This window comes from Ruegeria halocynthiae (genome assembly GCF_900106805.1).
In the GTDB taxonomy this organism is placed as follows: Bacteria; Pseudomonadota; Alphaproteobacteria; order Rhodobacterales; family Rhodobacteraceae; genus Ruegeria; species Ruegeria halocynthiae.
Genome location: NZ_FNNP01000001.1, coordinates 708,302 through 722,607, shown reverse-complemented (window position 1 = coordinate 722,607; position 14,306 = coordinate 708,302). Strand labels below are relative to the sequence as shown.

The 14,306-nt window shown below is 55.1% G+C and carries 14 protein-coding genes and 1 tRNA gene; 2 read left to right on the top strand and 13 right to left on the bottom strand.

Going from position 1 to position 14,306, the window contains the following annotated elements; all coding sequences use genetic code 11:
- Positions 1 to 147 precede the first annotated feature (147 nt).
- The gene (locus BLU89_RS03665; RefSeq protein WP_074734534.1) at positions 148 to 1,695 is read right to left on the bottom strand and encodes a helicase HerA-like domain-containing protein; all 1,548 of its coding nucleotides are present in this window, start codon (positions 1,693 to 1,695) and stop codon (positions 148 to 150) included.
- A 438-nt stretch (positions 1,696 to 2,133) separates the two neighbouring features.
- Between BLU89_RS03665 and BLU89_RS03660 the strand changes: the two genes are divergently transcribed.
- Positions 2,134 to 2,736: an invasion associated locus B family protein gene (locus tag BLU89_RS03660; protein ID WP_074736363.1), complete on the top strand. Its 603-nt coding sequence runs from the start codon at positions 2,134 to 2,136 to the stop codon at positions 2,734 to 2,736.
- 61 nt (positions 2,737 to 2,797) lie between these two features.
- Here the strand turns inward: BLU89_RS03660 and BLU89_RS03655 are convergent, their stop codons facing one another.
- The 4 genes from BLU89_RS03655 to BLU89_RS03640 are packed head-to-tail and all read right to left on the bottom strand — an operon-like array spanning position 2,798 to position 7,032.
- Positions 2,798 to 4,006, bottom strand: a complete 1,209-nt coding sequence (locus tag BLU89_RS03655; protein WP_074734532.1) for a beta-ketoacyl-[acyl-carrier-protein] synthase family protein — start codon at positions 4,004 to 4,006, stop codon at positions 2,798 to 2,800.
- Positions 4,007 to 4,014: 8 nt separating this feature from the next.
- Positions 4,015 to 4,272, bottom strand: a complete 258-nt coding sequence (locus BLU89_RS03650) for an acyl carrier protein (RefSeq protein WP_074734531.1) — start codon at positions 4,270 to 4,272, stop codon at positions 4,015 to 4,017.
- Positions 4,273 to 4,304: 32 nt separating this feature from the next.
- Positions 4,305 to 5,396 (bottom strand): UDP-3-O-(3-hydroxymyristoyl)glucosamine N-acyltransferase, encoded by a 1,092-nt coding sequence (gene lpxD, locus BLU89_RS03645; RefSeq protein ID WP_074734529.1) that lies wholly within the window; start codon positions 5,394 to 5,396, stop codon positions 4,305 to 4,307.
- Between the two features lie 34 nt (positions 5,397 to 5,430).
- Positions 5,431 to 7,032, bottom strand: coding sequence for a L,D-transpeptidase family protein (locus BLU89_RS03640; protein WP_074734528.1), 1,602 nt, complete (start codon positions 7,030 to 7,032; stop codon positions 5,431 to 5,433).
- 344 nt (positions 7,033 to 7,376) lie between these two features.
- On the opposite strand from BLU89_RS03640, the gene mepK reads away from it, so the two are divergent.
- Positions 7,377 to 7,946 (top strand): peptidoglycan L,D-endopeptidase MepK, encoded by a 570-nt coding sequence (gene mepK / locus BLU89_RS03635; RefSeq protein WP_074734526.1) that lies wholly within the window; start codon positions 7,377 to 7,379, stop codon positions 7,944 to 7,946.
- 128 nt (positions 7,947 to 8,074) lie between these two features.
- Here the strand turns inward: mepK and BLU89_RS03630 are convergent.
- The 8 genes from BLU89_RS03630 to sufB all read right to left on the bottom strand — a co-directional run bounded on the left by BLU89_RS03630 (position 8,075) and on the right by sufB (position 14,303).
- Positions 8,075 to 8,151: transfer RNA gene (locus tag BLU89_RS03630), tRNA-Arg, on the bottom strand.
- Between the two features lie 57 nt (positions 8,152 to 8,208).
- The gene (locus BLU89_RS03625) at positions 8,209 to 9,429 is read right to left on the bottom strand and encodes a cysteine desulfurase (protein ID WP_074734524.1); all 1,221 of its coding nucleotides are present in this window, start codon (positions 9,427 to 9,429) and stop codon (positions 8,209 to 8,211) included.
- A 13-nt stretch (positions 9,430 to 9,442) separates the two neighbouring features.
- Positions 9,443 to 10,009 (bottom strand): Yip1 family protein, encoded by a 567-nt coding sequence (locus BLU89_RS03620; RefSeq protein WP_074734523.1) that lies wholly within the window; start codon positions 10,007 to 10,009, stop codon positions 9,443 to 9,445.
- Positions 10,006 to 10,491: a YIP1 family protein gene (locus tag BLU89_RS03615; RefSeq protein ID WP_074734521.1), complete on the bottom strand. Its 486-nt coding sequence runs from the start codon at positions 10,489 to 10,491 to the stop codon at positions 10,006 to 10,008. The genes BLU89_RS03620 and BLU89_RS03615 overlap by 4 nt, the downstream gene beginning before the upstream one ends.
- Positions 10,491 to 11,771, bottom strand: a complete 1,281-nt coding sequence (gene sufD / locus BLU89_RS03610) for a Fe-S cluster assembly protein SufD (protein WP_074734520.1) — start codon at positions 11,769 to 11,771, stop codon at positions 10,491 to 10,493. Before sufD ends, BLU89_RS03615 begins: the two co-directional genes overlap by 1 nt.
- Positions 11,771 to 12,526 carry a Fe-S cluster assembly ATPase SufC gene (gene sufC, locus BLU89_RS03605; RefSeq protein ID WP_074734518.1) on the bottom strand — a complete coding sequence of 252 codons (756 nt, stop codon included), beginning with the start codon at positions 12,524 to 12,526 and terminating at the stop codon, positions 11,771 to 11,773. Before sufC ends, sufD begins: the two co-directional genes overlap by 1 nt.
- A 53-nt stretch (positions 12,527 to 12,579) precedes the next feature.
- Positions 12,580 to 12,741: a hypothetical protein gene (locus BLU89_RS03600; RefSeq protein WP_245709654.1), complete on the bottom strand. Its 162-nt coding sequence runs from the start codon at positions 12,739 to 12,741 to the stop codon at positions 12,580 to 12,582.
- A gap of 41 nt (positions 12,742 to 12,782) precedes the next feature.
- Positions 12,783 to 14,303 carry a Fe-S cluster assembly protein SufB gene (gene sufB / locus BLU89_RS03595; RefSeq protein ID WP_074734515.1) on the bottom strand — a complete coding sequence of 507 codons (1,521 nt, stop codon included), beginning with the start codon at positions 14,301 to 14,303 and terminating at the stop codon, positions 12,783 to 12,785.
- Positions 14,304 to 14,306 lie beyond the last annotated feature (3 nt).

Genomic DNA, 14,306 nt, shown 5'->3' with positions numbered 1-14,306 from the left:
GTCAACTGGGATCGAGCGATTGATTTCCCCGCAACAAAGATGTCAGTGCCCGAAGCAGATAACTACTGTAAACAGGAAGGTCTGCGCCGTTTGAAGCGCTGACCACAACGGCGCGCGTCCTGTAGATGGAGCGCGTCACCCAAATCCTCAGCGATTTCGGAACAATCCGCCCAAAATACCCCGGACGATGCGACGGCCGGTTGTCCCTTTCAATTCCTTGATTACGGCCTCGCCCATGGCGGTGGCAAAGGTATCCTTTTTGCGTGAGATACGTGAGGATGACCGCCCGACCCGGCTGCCCGAATACCGGCGGGCCGAGGCATATTCGCGTTCAACTGGATTCTGTTGTTCAAGCGCTTCATCAGACTCAGCCTGTTCAGCGGCGCTGGCAGCTGCATTGGCGCGCGCCTGTAGAATCTCAAACGCCGATTGGCGATCAATACGCTTGCCGTATTTTGCATCCATCGAAGACGCTTTGATAACCGATTGCCGCTCGACCTTTGTAATCGGTCCGAGTTGCGAACCCGGCGGCCTGATCAGCGTCCGCTCGACCACGCCCGGAATACCCTTCTTTTGCAGCATCGAGGTCACCGCTTCGCCAACGCCCACTTCCCGAATTGCGGTTTCGGTGTCAAAAGCGGGGTTTTCTCGGTAAGTCTCGGCAGCAAGGCGCAAGTTCTTGCGGTCGCGTGCTGTGAACGCCCTAAGCGCGTGCTGAACCCGATTGCCCAGTTGGCCAAGGATATCCTCGGGGATGTCAGCCGGGTTCTGGCTGATAAAGTATACCCCTACGCCTTTGGACCGGATCAGCCGCGCCACCTGTTCGACCTTGTCCACCAACACTTTGGGCGCGTCGTCGAACAACAAATGTGCCTCATCAAAGAAAAACACCAGCTTGGGTTTTTCGGGATCTCCGACCTCGGGTAATTCCTCAAACAATTCACTAAGGAGCCACAACAGAAACGTTGCATAAAGGCGCGGGGATCCCATCAGCTTATCTGAGGCCAGAATGTTCACCATCCCCTGCCCGTTCGCATCGGATCGCATCAGGTCAGAAAGGTCCAGCGCAGGTTCACCAAACAGATTTGTTCCACCCTGGTTCTCTAACACCAACAGGCGACGCTGAATGGCACCAATAGACGCCGTCGAGACATTGCCATACCGGAGCGACAATTGAGCCCGGTTCTCGCCAATCCAGACCAGCAACGCTTGCAGGTCTTTCAGGTCCAGCAGCGGCATCCCCTCTTCATCGGCGACCCGAAAGGCAATATTCAGAATACCCTCTTGCGCCTCACTGAGTTCCATCAGGCGTGCAAGCAGAAGCGGGCCCATTTCGGTGATGGTGGTACGAACTGGATGGCCTTGCGCGCCAAACAGATCCCAGAAAGTAACGGGACAAGCTGCGTATGAGAAGGCGTCAAACCCTATCTTTGCTGCCCTGTCCTGAAAGGCCTGGTGCAATTTGTGCCCATCAGATCCGGGCAGCGCCAGTCCAGACAAATCGCCTTTGACATCGGTCAGAAACACGGGAACGCCAGCTTGTGAAAACCCTTCGGCCAGAATTTGCAGTGTCACTGTTTTACCCGTACCGGTCGCACCCGCGATCAGGCCGTGGCGGTTTGCATACTTCAACGATAGCCCCTGTTGCACCGAATACTCTTCGCCGCCACCGCCTATGAAGATCTTGTTGTCCATTAAAAAACTGTCCCGATAACTACCGATCTGCTGCAAGCATACAAAGTTAACCTTTCGCTGCGAGTGTAAATGTTGCCTTTCGCGGTCTGACTGCGAGGGGCAAACTTCCTCCCTGTCGACTGGCCGTGCCTTCGGGCACGGCTTTTTTCGTCATATGGGTCGAAACCGTAATGCAGCGTTCAATTTTTTCCGGTTAGGAGTTGACCGCTGGGTTCCCCTTTCGTAACGTCTGCGCATAACTAAGTCGGCCAGTCCGACGGGGAGAAAAATTCATAAAGGGAGCCGCTCTACCGGCTCCCTTTATTACTGAATATGTTCAACTCTGCGCATTTCGGCAAAAAAGGATCAATTCCCGGTCTGGTATTCGGTTTTATCCTGACACCACTGAATTGCGGTGATACACGAAACAAAAAACTGAATCTGCTAGATGAGGCATTCATGATCAGGAAGCTTGTTCCCTTTACTATGGTGGCCGCGCTATTGTGCGGAACGGCCATTGCGCAAGAAACCACGGAAGCGCCCGAAGCCGGTACCGAGACCGAAGCCGAAGTTGGCAGTGATCTGGATCTGGGACAGTCCGGCCCCAGAGTCGGTGAACAATACGTAAAAGAGCAATCTGGCGACTGGAATATTTCCTGCATCAAGGCCGAAGGCGCAGAAGATCCTTGCGCCATGGTTCAGATTCTAAGCAACCAGCAAGGTGATCCGATCGCCGAAGTCTCGATCGGGAAACTGCCCGAAGGCGGTGCTGCTGTTGCTTGGGCGAATGTGGTCGTTCCGCTGGAAACACTGCTGCAGGCGCAGCTGGCAATGTCGATCGACGGGGCGCCGCGCAAGCTCTACAACTATCACCACTGTGTTCCGGTTGGATGCGTGGCTCAGTTGGGGCTTACACAAGGTGATATCGATGCGATGAAATCAGGTTCAAAAGCCGTGCTGTCGCTGGTACCTGCACGTTTGCCAGATCAGATTCTGAATATGGATATGTCGCTTGGTGGTTTCACTTCCGGCTATGACGGGTTGAATGTCTCGGTAAACTGAAACCCGTAGCATCCAAAGCCAAAGCCAAAGCCGCCGTGAAATTACGGCGGCTTTGTTCGTTTTACATCCGCTTCAACGCCAAAACTGCATTCAGCCCACCAAACGCAAAAGCATTGCTAAGCGCGACATCAACTCTCGCCTCGCGTGCTTCGTTCGGTACAACATCCAGCGCACATTCGGGATCTGGCTCTTCATAACCGATGGTCGGGGCAATCACCCCATCGCGCAGCGCCATTATGCACGCCAACAATTCAACCGCACCAGTTCCACCGATGAGATGGCCGTGCATAGATTTAGTGGACGAAATCATAAGATCATCCGCATGAGGGCCGAACACATCAGCAACGGCCGCGCATTCCGTTTTGTCATTGGCCGCCGTACCAGTGCCGTGCGCGTTGATATAGCCGACGTCGCTGGCATTCAGCCGCGCATCTGACAGTGCCCCCGCCATAGCGCGTGCGGCGCCCTGTTTGCTGGGCATTACGATGTCCGACGCGTCCGAGGACATGGCAAAACCCACCACCTCACACAGAATATCAGCCCCCCGCGCGCGCGCGTTTTCGTATTCCTCGAAGACAAAGACGCCGGCTCCTTCGCCTTGTACCATGCCATTCCGGTTGGCGCTGAACGGCCGGCAAGCATCTTTGGACATGACCCGCAGGCCTTCCCACGCTTTGACACCTCCGAAACACAGCATCGATTCAGAGCCTCCGGTCACCATTGCCGGAGCCACGCCGCTTCGTACCATTTGGAACGCCTGTGCCATAGCGTGGTTGGACGAGGCGCATGCGGTCGACACCGTGAAACTTGGGCCTTTGAGGTTGTGTTCCATCGACACGTGGCTGGCTGCCGCATTGTTCATCAGCTTGGGAACCACAAACGGGTGCACCCGGTTTTTGCCGTCTTCGTAGACAGAACGGTAATTGTCATCCCAGGTAGAAACACCGCCACCAGCTGTTCCCAAAACAACGCCCGATCGCGCCGCCGTATCACCCGAGAAGACGATGCCGGATTGATCGACCGCCTCTTTCGCAGCGGTTAGTGTGAATTGGGTAAACCGGTCATACAGGGTCATCTGTTGCCGGTTGAAACGGCCTTCGGCCTCAAACTTTCGTACCTGGCCGCCGATCTTGATCGACAAACGGTCAACATCGCGAAACTCAAGCTCTGAAATACCGCAACGACCTTCGCGCATGGCTTCCAGAGTATCAGGAACGGAATGGCCCAACGAGTTGATGGTGCCTGCACCCGTAATGACGACGCGTTTCATACCGATGGTCAGACTTTTTCGGATACGAGTTTTTCAATACCCGTAATGATCGCGGCCACGTTTGAGATGTCAAAATCGCTGGCGGTGGGTTCGTTCGCGTTGAAGGGCACGGTGATGTCGAATTCCTCTTCGATGGCAAAGATGCTTTCGACCAGGCCAAGGCTGTCGATGCCCAAGTCCTCAAGCGTGCTGTCGGGCGTCACATCCGAAGGCTCCAGCACGGCCTGTTCGGCAATAATCGCAATGACGCGGTCGCTGATGCTCATCTCAATCCCCTGATTGTCGCGTTGGGCATGACTTAATCGCTTGAAGGCTGTTTGAAAACCGCCTTTTTCAATGCCTCGACGTCGCGCGATAATCGGGGCAGTCGTCGTTGCGCTTTATAGATATCGGTGTGACTTTCCATTTTGATCCCCGGATATCCCATTATCACACGACCCGCCGGAACATTGGATAGAATTTTGGTACCACCACCGGAAACCACACCATCTCCGATGAAAATATTATCGACCACACCAGTTTGACCGCCCAACACAACATTGTTGCCGATCTCAACCGAGCCGGACACGCCGGTCTGGCCACACAGCAGGCAATCCTGCCCTACGCGCGTATTGTGACCAACATGCACGAGGTTATCCAGCTTTGACCCGCTGCCGATCACCGTATTGCGTATTGTGCCGTTATCGATTGTGCAATTCGAGCCGACTTCGACGTCATCGCCGATCTCGACCGCGCCGAGCGAATGGATGCGCAGCCAGCTTTGCGCCTTGGCGTCCCCCTGATCTCCTAGTGATTTCCGCGCATTCTCGGCGCCAGAAACCTCGGGTGTGACATAGCTGAACCCGTCCCCACCGATACGGGCCCCGGGTTGCGCAATGAAACGATCACCGATTTGTGCCCGCGCACCAATGCTCACCATTTCGCGCAGAAGGGCATTCTCACCCAGCGCGGCGTCCATGCCGATTACGCAATGCGCCCCGATGATCGAACCTGCTCCGATTTTCGCCCGCGCGCCTATGACCGCGAGCGGACCAATTGACACATTCGGCCCGATCTCGGCAGTTTCATCAATCACAGCAGAGGGGTGAACGCCTGGCGCAACCCCCTGCCCCCGATCCAGCATTGATGTGATCCCTGCCATCGCCATTCGCGGGCGCTGAATAAAGATTGCGGCCTCAAGCCCCAGTGCCTTCCAGTCCGCCCCGTCCCACAGAACCGCCGCCCGCGCTGCGCCATTTGTCAGGGCCTCGGCGTATTTGGGTGACATCGCCATCGCAAGATCTGTTGGCCCCGCATCCCCGGGTTCGGCTGCGCGCAGAATGGTCAGGCCTGTCTGGCCCTCGGCCTGGGCACCAAGCGCTTCGGCGATTTGCTGTACGGTGAGCTGCATGTCAGGCTTCCTCGTGGCGGGATTAGCCCCGTGATTACCCCTGAACGTCCGGCAGGACCACCCCTGCCTTTTGCAATGCCTCCCAGATCTTGCGATCCCGGTCATAAACGTCGCGGCGGTACTGAACCTCTCCTTTGGGGCCGATATAGGCAGTGCGATAAATCAGGTGCACCGGTACCGGTTTGTCCAGATTTACCTTAGTCTCTTTCCCTGTGTTAAGTACGCGGTGGAAGAATGCTTTTGGATCCTCCTCCTGACGGGCAAGCAACGCATATGCAAATTCAAACGGTTGCGCCAACCTGATACACCCATGAGAAAACGCCCGCACCTCACGCGCGAACAGAGTTTTCTGAGGAGTATCATGCAGATAGATGTTGTACTTATTAGGGAACATGAACTTCACCAGACCCAGCGCATTGCTTTTGCTCGGCGGCTGACGCATGGAGAACGGGAAGTTCCGCGCAGTGAACTGATTGAAATCAACGGCACCGCGATTGACCTGCCGCCCCCTTCGATCCGTGATCTGGATATGTCCGACGGCGTTCGGATTGGCCCGTAATTTCGGCAGATACTCTTTGGTGATGATCGAGCGCGGAACATACCAGCTCGGGTTGATCACCATATGCTCCATCTCGTCCGAGAATTCGGGGCTGCGGCGGTCATGAGTGTTCTTGCCAATCACCGCGCGGGTCTCGAATGTGACCCGCCCCTCATCGACGATTTTTGCCGAAAAATCGGCCTGATTCACCAGAATGTGCCGCTCACCACGCTTTTCGGGCAGCCAGCGTTCTCGTTCGAGCGCCACGTAAACTGCTTTCAAGCGATCTGAAACTGGCCGGTTGATCTCGGTTATTGTGCCATTTCCTGCAACGCCATCCGGCTCAAGCCCGTGTGCAGTTTGAAAGGACTGAACTGCGGCGGTCAATGAATCGTCATAGGCTGGGCTCGCTGTGGGCCTCAGAAAACCCATCGCAACAAGTCGATTGCGCAGCTTGATGACGTTCGCCCCTGAATCTCCGCGTTCGAGCTTGGTGACAGGAACGGTTTCCCCCCAACCACCTTGCACCATCAGGGTTTCCAGCACCTTTTTCTGTTTCAGCAAAGCACGATACTGCCGCGATTGCGGCATCAGTTCCCTGAAATAGCCATCGCCCTTGCTTGCGGTGAGCAATTCAAGATGCTCAGTGGCTGAACGCCGTTCTACCGTACGCACCAGCCCCTCGTCGATTTGCGAAGGGCGCACAGAACCGGATTGTAAGTCACTGGCAAATTTTATGAAAACAAGTGTCAGCTCGGCTTCGAGCAACCCGAGGTCGCGCGTGGTGCGAGCCTTTTGCATGTTAGATATCAACGTCTGGATATCGTAGCGCCCGCCCGGCAAACCATGCAACTCGGTCGATGACAACGCCTTGATCAAAGCCGTGCGCCGCGCCGCATGTTCCGGGGTGTCACCGACCCAAAGAGCATCGAACCCGTTCTCGCGATAGAACTCGGCCACCGCCGGGCTGGACGTCGCGCTTTCAGCCACAGCCATCTGAAACGCCGTCCCGTTTGTTCCGGCCTGCACAAATGAGGCAGAGGCAGCCAGAAACGCGGCAATAAAAACACTGGAACGGGCACGGGTAACAAACGTCATGTGATGACCTTGATTATTCAATGACTTTACCACCTTTTAGCAGGCGTCCGAAAATAATGTTTTGCTGCGCGTCAGATGTCTATTCACAAATTCATCACTTGACCGCTTCTTCTACCCGTGGTGCGCGTTTGCATCGCCACGGCGCTAACTGCGCCAAAAGCAAGCATACTTGCATCAGTTGCGCAAAAAACTGCCGAAAATTCCCCCTTGAACACCCTGCGACCAAAGATTTCTTGGCTGTTGATTCTGACTGTGCAATAAATCCCACATCTGGGATGGGAAAAAATTAAGATCGCGCGCGTAACATCGTGTGCAGGCAGGAACAGTACGGGACGAAACAAGAAATGACCAAGAGCAGTACATCGGGCATGACCCGGCGTGCCCTATTGGGCGCATTCGCGGCAACCGCAGTTGTAGCAGCACCGACATATTCCAAAGCAGCCGGATTTCTACGCGGCGGTGGCGACATCCGCCGTATCCGTATGTATTCGGGCCGCACCGGTGAACGTATCGACATGGTTTACTGGGTTGATGGCAAGTACATCAAAGGCGCGGTGAAAGAGGTCAATCAATTCATGCGTGACTGGCGCAGCGATCAGGTCAAGGACATGGACCTTCGCACCATCGATATCATGGCAGCCGCACACAACATGCTGGACGTCAGCGAGCCTTATATGCTGCTTTCGGGCTACCGCTCACCACAAACCAACGCAATGTTGCGCAGGCGCTCGCGGGGTGTTGCGAAAAATTCACTCCATATGAAGGGTCAAGCCGCGGATCTTCGACTGTCGTCACGCTCGGTCTCGCAAATGGCAAAGGCAGCAATGTCCTGTCGCGCTGGCGGTGTTGGCCAATATTATGGCTCGAATTTCGTACACATGGATTGCGGTGTAATCCGTACATGGCGCGGCTGAACAAGCTTTCCTTCCAGTACTGCTAAGCTACCCCCATCGGATAATTCTGGCGGGGGTTTTGTTTTGCCTGAAGGTCACCAATCTGTGCACCGTAAACACCGCGCCTTATGACTACCAAAATCGTGAATTGGCGCACCTGAGAGGATTCGAACCTCTGGCCTCTGCCTTCGGAGGGCAGCGCTCTATCCAGCTGAGCTACAGGTGCCTTGGCCGTTAGCTATCCTCGTTCCAATCCGGGTGCAACTGCAAATCCGCACTACGATCAGGCAAACAGATCGTGGGCCAGTTCCAGTGCATCAATCAGAGTATCGACTTCTTCGGTCGTGTTATAAAGCCCAAAGCTGGCGCGGCAGGTGGCGGTGACGCCCAGGTGATCCATCAGCGGCCCGGCACAATGGTGGCCGGCACGTACGGCGACACCTTTCTTGTCCAGAATGGTTGAAACGTCATGGGCATGCCCCGCCCCATCCAGCGTAAAGCTGAAGATTGCAGCCTTGTTTGCCGTCGTTCCCTGAACCTGCAGCCAATTCAATCCGTTGAGGCGCTGCACAGTATAATCGCGCAAGCGCGCTTCGTGTGCTGCTATGTTCTCCATGCCGAGGTCCATCATGTAATCCAGAGCAACGCCCATACCGATGGTCTGCACAATGCCTGGCGTTCCGGCCTCAAACTTCATCGGAGGATCATTATAGACCACCTGATCTTTAGAAACCTCTTTGATCATATCGCCGCCACCGATAAAGGGGCGCATCTCGGCCATACGCTCTGACTTGATATAGATCGCGCCAGACCCGGACGGACCATAAAGTTTGTGCCCGGTGATGGCGTAGAAGTCACAGCCAATTTCATTGACGTTGACCGGCATATGCACCGCGCCCTGACTTCCGTCGACCAGAACCGGAACGCCTTTGGCTTGAGCGCCTTGCACGATCGCTTTGACGTCGACAACTGTGCCCAACACGTTGGAACAATGGGTTACCGCAACCAGTTTCGTCTTCGGGCCAATTGCATCAATCACGGCCTGAGGGGCCAAATGGCCGGTTGAATCCACATCGACCCATTTCAGAATTACGCCCTGCCGTTCGCGAAGAAAGTGCCACGGTACTATGTTTGCATGGTGCTCCATCACGCTGAGGACAATCTCATCCCCAGCCTGAAGATTTGACATCGCCCAGCCGTAGGCGACAAGATTGATCCCTTCGGTCGTGCCCGAGTTCAGGACGATCTCATCCTCGTTCGGCACGCCCAGAAACCGCGCAACGGTGCCGCGGACAGACTCGTATTTCTCGGTCGCGAGATTTGACAGGTAGTGGAGCCCGCGATGAACGTTCGAGTATTCATGCGCATAGGCCTGCGTGACCGCATCGATCACCGCCTGTGGCTTCTGCGCAGAAGCCCCATTATCAAGATAAGTCAATGGCTTACCATTAACCTGACGCGACAGGATCGGAAAGTCGGCGCGGATTTTCTGAACGTCATACATGGAAAAGACTTCCCTATACAGGCCCGCTTGGGGACAGCCAAAGAACAAACGGGATGGCCACAAGGGCAGACAACAGGATCACCAGAAACGATTTTCCCAGCGATGCAAAACGATGTGCCTCATTAAGGAAATGAAGGGTGATATAGAGGCTCAGTGCCAACATTGCGAGGCTTGCCGGTAGAAACAGGAACGGAACGATTGCGACCAGAACTAACACGATCGCCTGCCCCACAATTTGCAGGATTTGCAGCCATACAATCAGAGTCATGATGTCATTGAACGTTCCGGTGCCACCCAACGTCCGTCCGACAAGCAGGAAAGTCATAACACTGATCAGAATCGCCGCGACGGAAACGAACAGCGTTCTCGACAACGGTTCGGCAAGCTGCTGAACATCCGGGCTTATTAAAGGCAGGACAAAGCCCGACGCTGACTGAACCATCGCATTCAGAATGACCGCAAGAAAGAAGGCCAACCACAACACATCCGCCCCAAGGCGCATGGCCAGTAGCCGCCGAGCAGCCTCTGCTGGATCTCGCAGGGTCAGGATCACCATATTCAACAGCACTGCGGAACTCATTTGATGGCCTTTTGCGATTGTCTTAACCCGGACAACCAGAACCAGACGAAAATCGCAACCCATAACAGCCCGGCCAGTGTTTGCGCCGGGCCCGGGCCGATGAAACCGGCCACCAAACCGTTCAAAAGCACCAATGGCGTCGAAGCCAAAAGCGCCCAGAACAGAGCGAGCCGCGCCCCATAACTGGTTCCAGCACCACCAAACATCCGGGCCACAAGATGGGTAAGCCACGCCAGAAGATAGAAAAACAGCGGCAAGATGAAGACTGAGCCTAACAAGGCCCCACCCATCAGCATGTTCAGTTCCAGCCCTTCAAGATGGGCGCGACGCGCAAGACTTGGGAGTTGCGCAATAAAGCCTACGACACAGAATGCCATCACAAATGCCAGCGCCCGATCTTCACGTGGACCCATATCCAGCAAGCGACGCACAACACGCCCCGGCCCACGATACGTGGCCACGATATCTGTGGTGACAGGCATCAGCGGCGGCGTGCCAGCCAATCTTGCAAACGAGCGACGATCACATCGGCCAGAGCTTCATCCTCGATCTCCTGTACGGCTTCGGCCAGAAAAGCCAGCGTCAGCATATCGGTCGCCTCACGGGTTGGAATCCCACGTGAGCGCAGATAAAACATGGCTGTTTCGTCTATCGCGCCAGACGTTGATCCATGTGAGCAGGCCACATCATCGGCGTAGATTTCCAGTTCGGGCTTGGCGAGAAACTGGCTGTCGCCATCCAGCAACAGGGATTGGCTAATCTGATAGCCATCCGTTTTCTGCGCACCTTCCTTCACCAGAATTTTGCCCTGGAACACACCGGTTGCGCCGTTGCGCAACACCTTCTTGAACACCTGACGGCTTTCGCAGTTCACCGCGTCATGCGTAACGAATACCGTGTCATCGTGGTGGAACTCACCATCGCCCACACAAGCACCCGCAACATGGGCTACCGCATCATCGCCAGTCAGCTCAACCACCTGTTCGTTCCGTGTCAGCACGCCGTTCACGGTGAGAGTAAACGATTTGTAGACCGACTCGTGCCCCATACGGGTGAACATATGCGTGGCTGCACGACGCTGATGATCACGACCTTGCGCGCGCACATGATGAAGCGTTCCACCATCAGCGATATCAATCTCCATACATTTGTTGAAGCGTGATGCGGCTGGACCGTTTTCAAGAATGGTTACCTCGGCCCCGCTTTCCACGCGTATGACATGATGCAGAATTGCGTCCGAAGTTTCCGAGGCGTGGCGGTAGATCAGGCTGATCGGTTTTGACGGTTTGCCAGTGACGTGAATCGCAACACCATCCGAGGCAAACGCCGTATTCAACGCTGCCAGAGGTCGTGGCACCGGATTCTGACCATTCGCTTCAAGAACACCATATAACTCTTTAGCCCAATGGATATCTTTGCAGCAGATGTCTTCCAGCCGGTCGATGGAAACGCCTTCCAAAGACAACTCATCTGACTCTTCGGGGCTGAATACACCGTCAATGAAAACGATCTTCAGCCGGTCGAATTCGTCAAACATGGGCGACTCGTCATTCACGAACAAAGCCGCAGGCAGCGCATCGGCCGAGATCAGTGTATCGGGTCGAGTGTATTTCCAATACTCATCGCGCCGGCCAGGCAGACCCATCTGGCGCAGGCGCTCAAGCGCAGCCTCACGCGCCTTTCGCGTACAACCCGCATCCGGCATACGCAGCACGGCCAACCTTTCTTCGGTCGCTGTTTGTTTTGCTTGGGGCAAAGCCATCAGTTCACCTCGGCCAGAATGTCGGCATAGCCGTTATGTTCTACTTCCAATGCCAGTTCCGGACCGCCCGATTTCACAATGCGACCCTCGGCCATGATATGAACCACGTCTGGCTTGATGTGATCCAGCAGGCGCTGATAGTGCGTAATCACAAGAAATCCGCGCTGCTCATCCCGCAAGGCATTCACGCCTTCCGCAACCAGTTTCATTGCATCCACATCAAGGCCCGAATCCGTCTCGTCCAGGATGCACATCTTTGGTTCCAGCATGGCCATCTGCAGAATTTCGTTGCGCTTTTTCTCACCGCCCGAAAAGCCCACATTGACCGGGCGCTTCAACATTTCGGCGTCGATTTTCAACGCCTTGGCTTTGGCGCGTACTTCTTTCAGGAAGTCCGTCGCCGACAGTTCATCCTGACCGCGCGCTTTTCGTTGTGCGTTCACTGCGGTGCGCAGGAAAATCATATTGCCCACACCCGGAATTTCTACTGGGTATTGGAACGCCAGAAACACGCCTGCAGCCGCACGTTCTTCGGGCTCCATTTCAAGCAGGTCCGCACCGTCGAGCGATGCTGTACCCTCGGTCACCTCATAGCCATCACGCCCCGACAGCACGTAGCTGAGCGTCGATTTACCCGAACCGTTCGGCCCCATGATCGCGTGCACCTTGCCAGCCTCGACTGTCAGGTCGACGCCTTTCAGGATTTGCTTGTCTTCTTCCTCAAGTTTGACGTGCAGGTTTTTGATTTCCAGCATTTTTTGTCCTTTTGCGTATCGCAAGGGGGCATATTTTCAGCCCCGATAAGTTCCTATCCCAGCGTTTTGCGGATCACCCGGGCGATGATCCAACCAAGCAGTGCACCACCGCCCACTGCCCAAACCGGGTTAATGAAATCCATGTAGTTGGTGTTGACATAAGCAACCCCCAACAAGCCGCCAAGCACCGGCAGTGCATAACCGAGCACGGTCAACACATCATCCTTCCGGAAACGCTGGCGTGGTTTTGGCGTCATCAGCCCACTGATCCTTCAAGACTGATCGCCACAAGCTGCTGCGCCTCCATGGCAAATTCCATCGGCAATGCCTGCAGCACATCCTTGCAGAATCCATTCACAACCAGCGCCACAGCTTCTTCTTCGTCCATCCCGCGTTGGCGGCAATAGAACAGTTGATCATCATCTACCTTTGAGGTCGTCGCCTCATGTTCGACCCGAGATGAGTTGTTCCTGACCTCGATGTACGGAACCGTATGCGCCCCGCATTTATCGCCAATCAGCAGGCTGTCGCACTGAGTATAGTTGCGGCTGTCCTTGGCTTTAGGGTGCATCGAAACCAATCCGCGATAAGTGTTCTGCGCTTTACCCGCACTGATGCCCTTCGACACGATCCTAGATTTGGTATTCTTGCCCAGATGCACCATCTTCGTGCCGGTATCAGCTTGCTGATAGTTATTGGCGATGGCGATCGAATAGAACTCTCCCTGGCTATCATCGCCTCGAAGGATGCAGGAAGGATACTTCCACGTCACGGCCGAACCGGTTTCCACCTGGGTCCACATCACTTTGGAACGGTCACCACGGCAATCGGCGCGCTTGGTCACAAAGTTGTAAATACCGCCCTTGCCGTTCTCATCACCAGGATACCAGTTCTGAACGGTCGAGTACTTCACCTCAGCATCTTCTTCGATGATGATTTCAACAACGGCAGCGTGCAACTGGGTCGTGTCGCGCTGCGGGGCAGTACAACCCTCCAGATAGGACACATACGAGCCCTTGTCAGCGATGATCAGAGTGCGTTCAAACTGGCCGGTATTTTCGGCGTTGATTCGGAAGTAGGTACTCAACTCCATCGGGCAGCGGACGCCTGGGGGCACGTAAACGAACGAGCCGTCCGAGAACACGGCCGAGTTCAGTGTAGCATAGAAATTGTCGGACGCTGGAACGACGGTGCCAAGATATTTCTTCACCAGTTCGGGATGCTCCCGGATCGCCTCGGAAATTGAGCAGAAGATAACACCAGCTTTCTTGAGCTCTGCCTGAAAGGTGGTCCCGACCGAAACCGAGTCAAACACCGCATCCACCGCAACTTTTCGCCCTTCGGCAGGGGCAGTTTCAGCACCTTCGACACCAGCAAGAATTTTCTGCTCTTTCAGCGGGATACCCAGCTTTTCGTAAGTAGCCAGTAGCTTGGGGTCCACGTCGTCCAGAGATTTTGGCTTTTCTTCCATCGATTTCGGGCGGGCATAGTAATACTGATCCTGAAAATCGATCTCGGGATAGCTGACCATGGCCCATTTGGGCTCGTCCATCTTGGTCCAGCGTTCAAACGCGCTCAGGCGCCACTCCGTCATCCACTCGGGCTCTTGGTTCTTGTCCGAGATCAGGCGCACGATGTCTGGATTCACGCCCTTGGGCGCATATTCCATCTCGATTTCGGTTTCCCAGCCATACTTATAGGTTCCGGCCTCGCGCACCGCATCCACGGTTTCCTGATCGACACCTTCTTTTACCTGGGTCTGGTCCAAAGCGGCCATTTG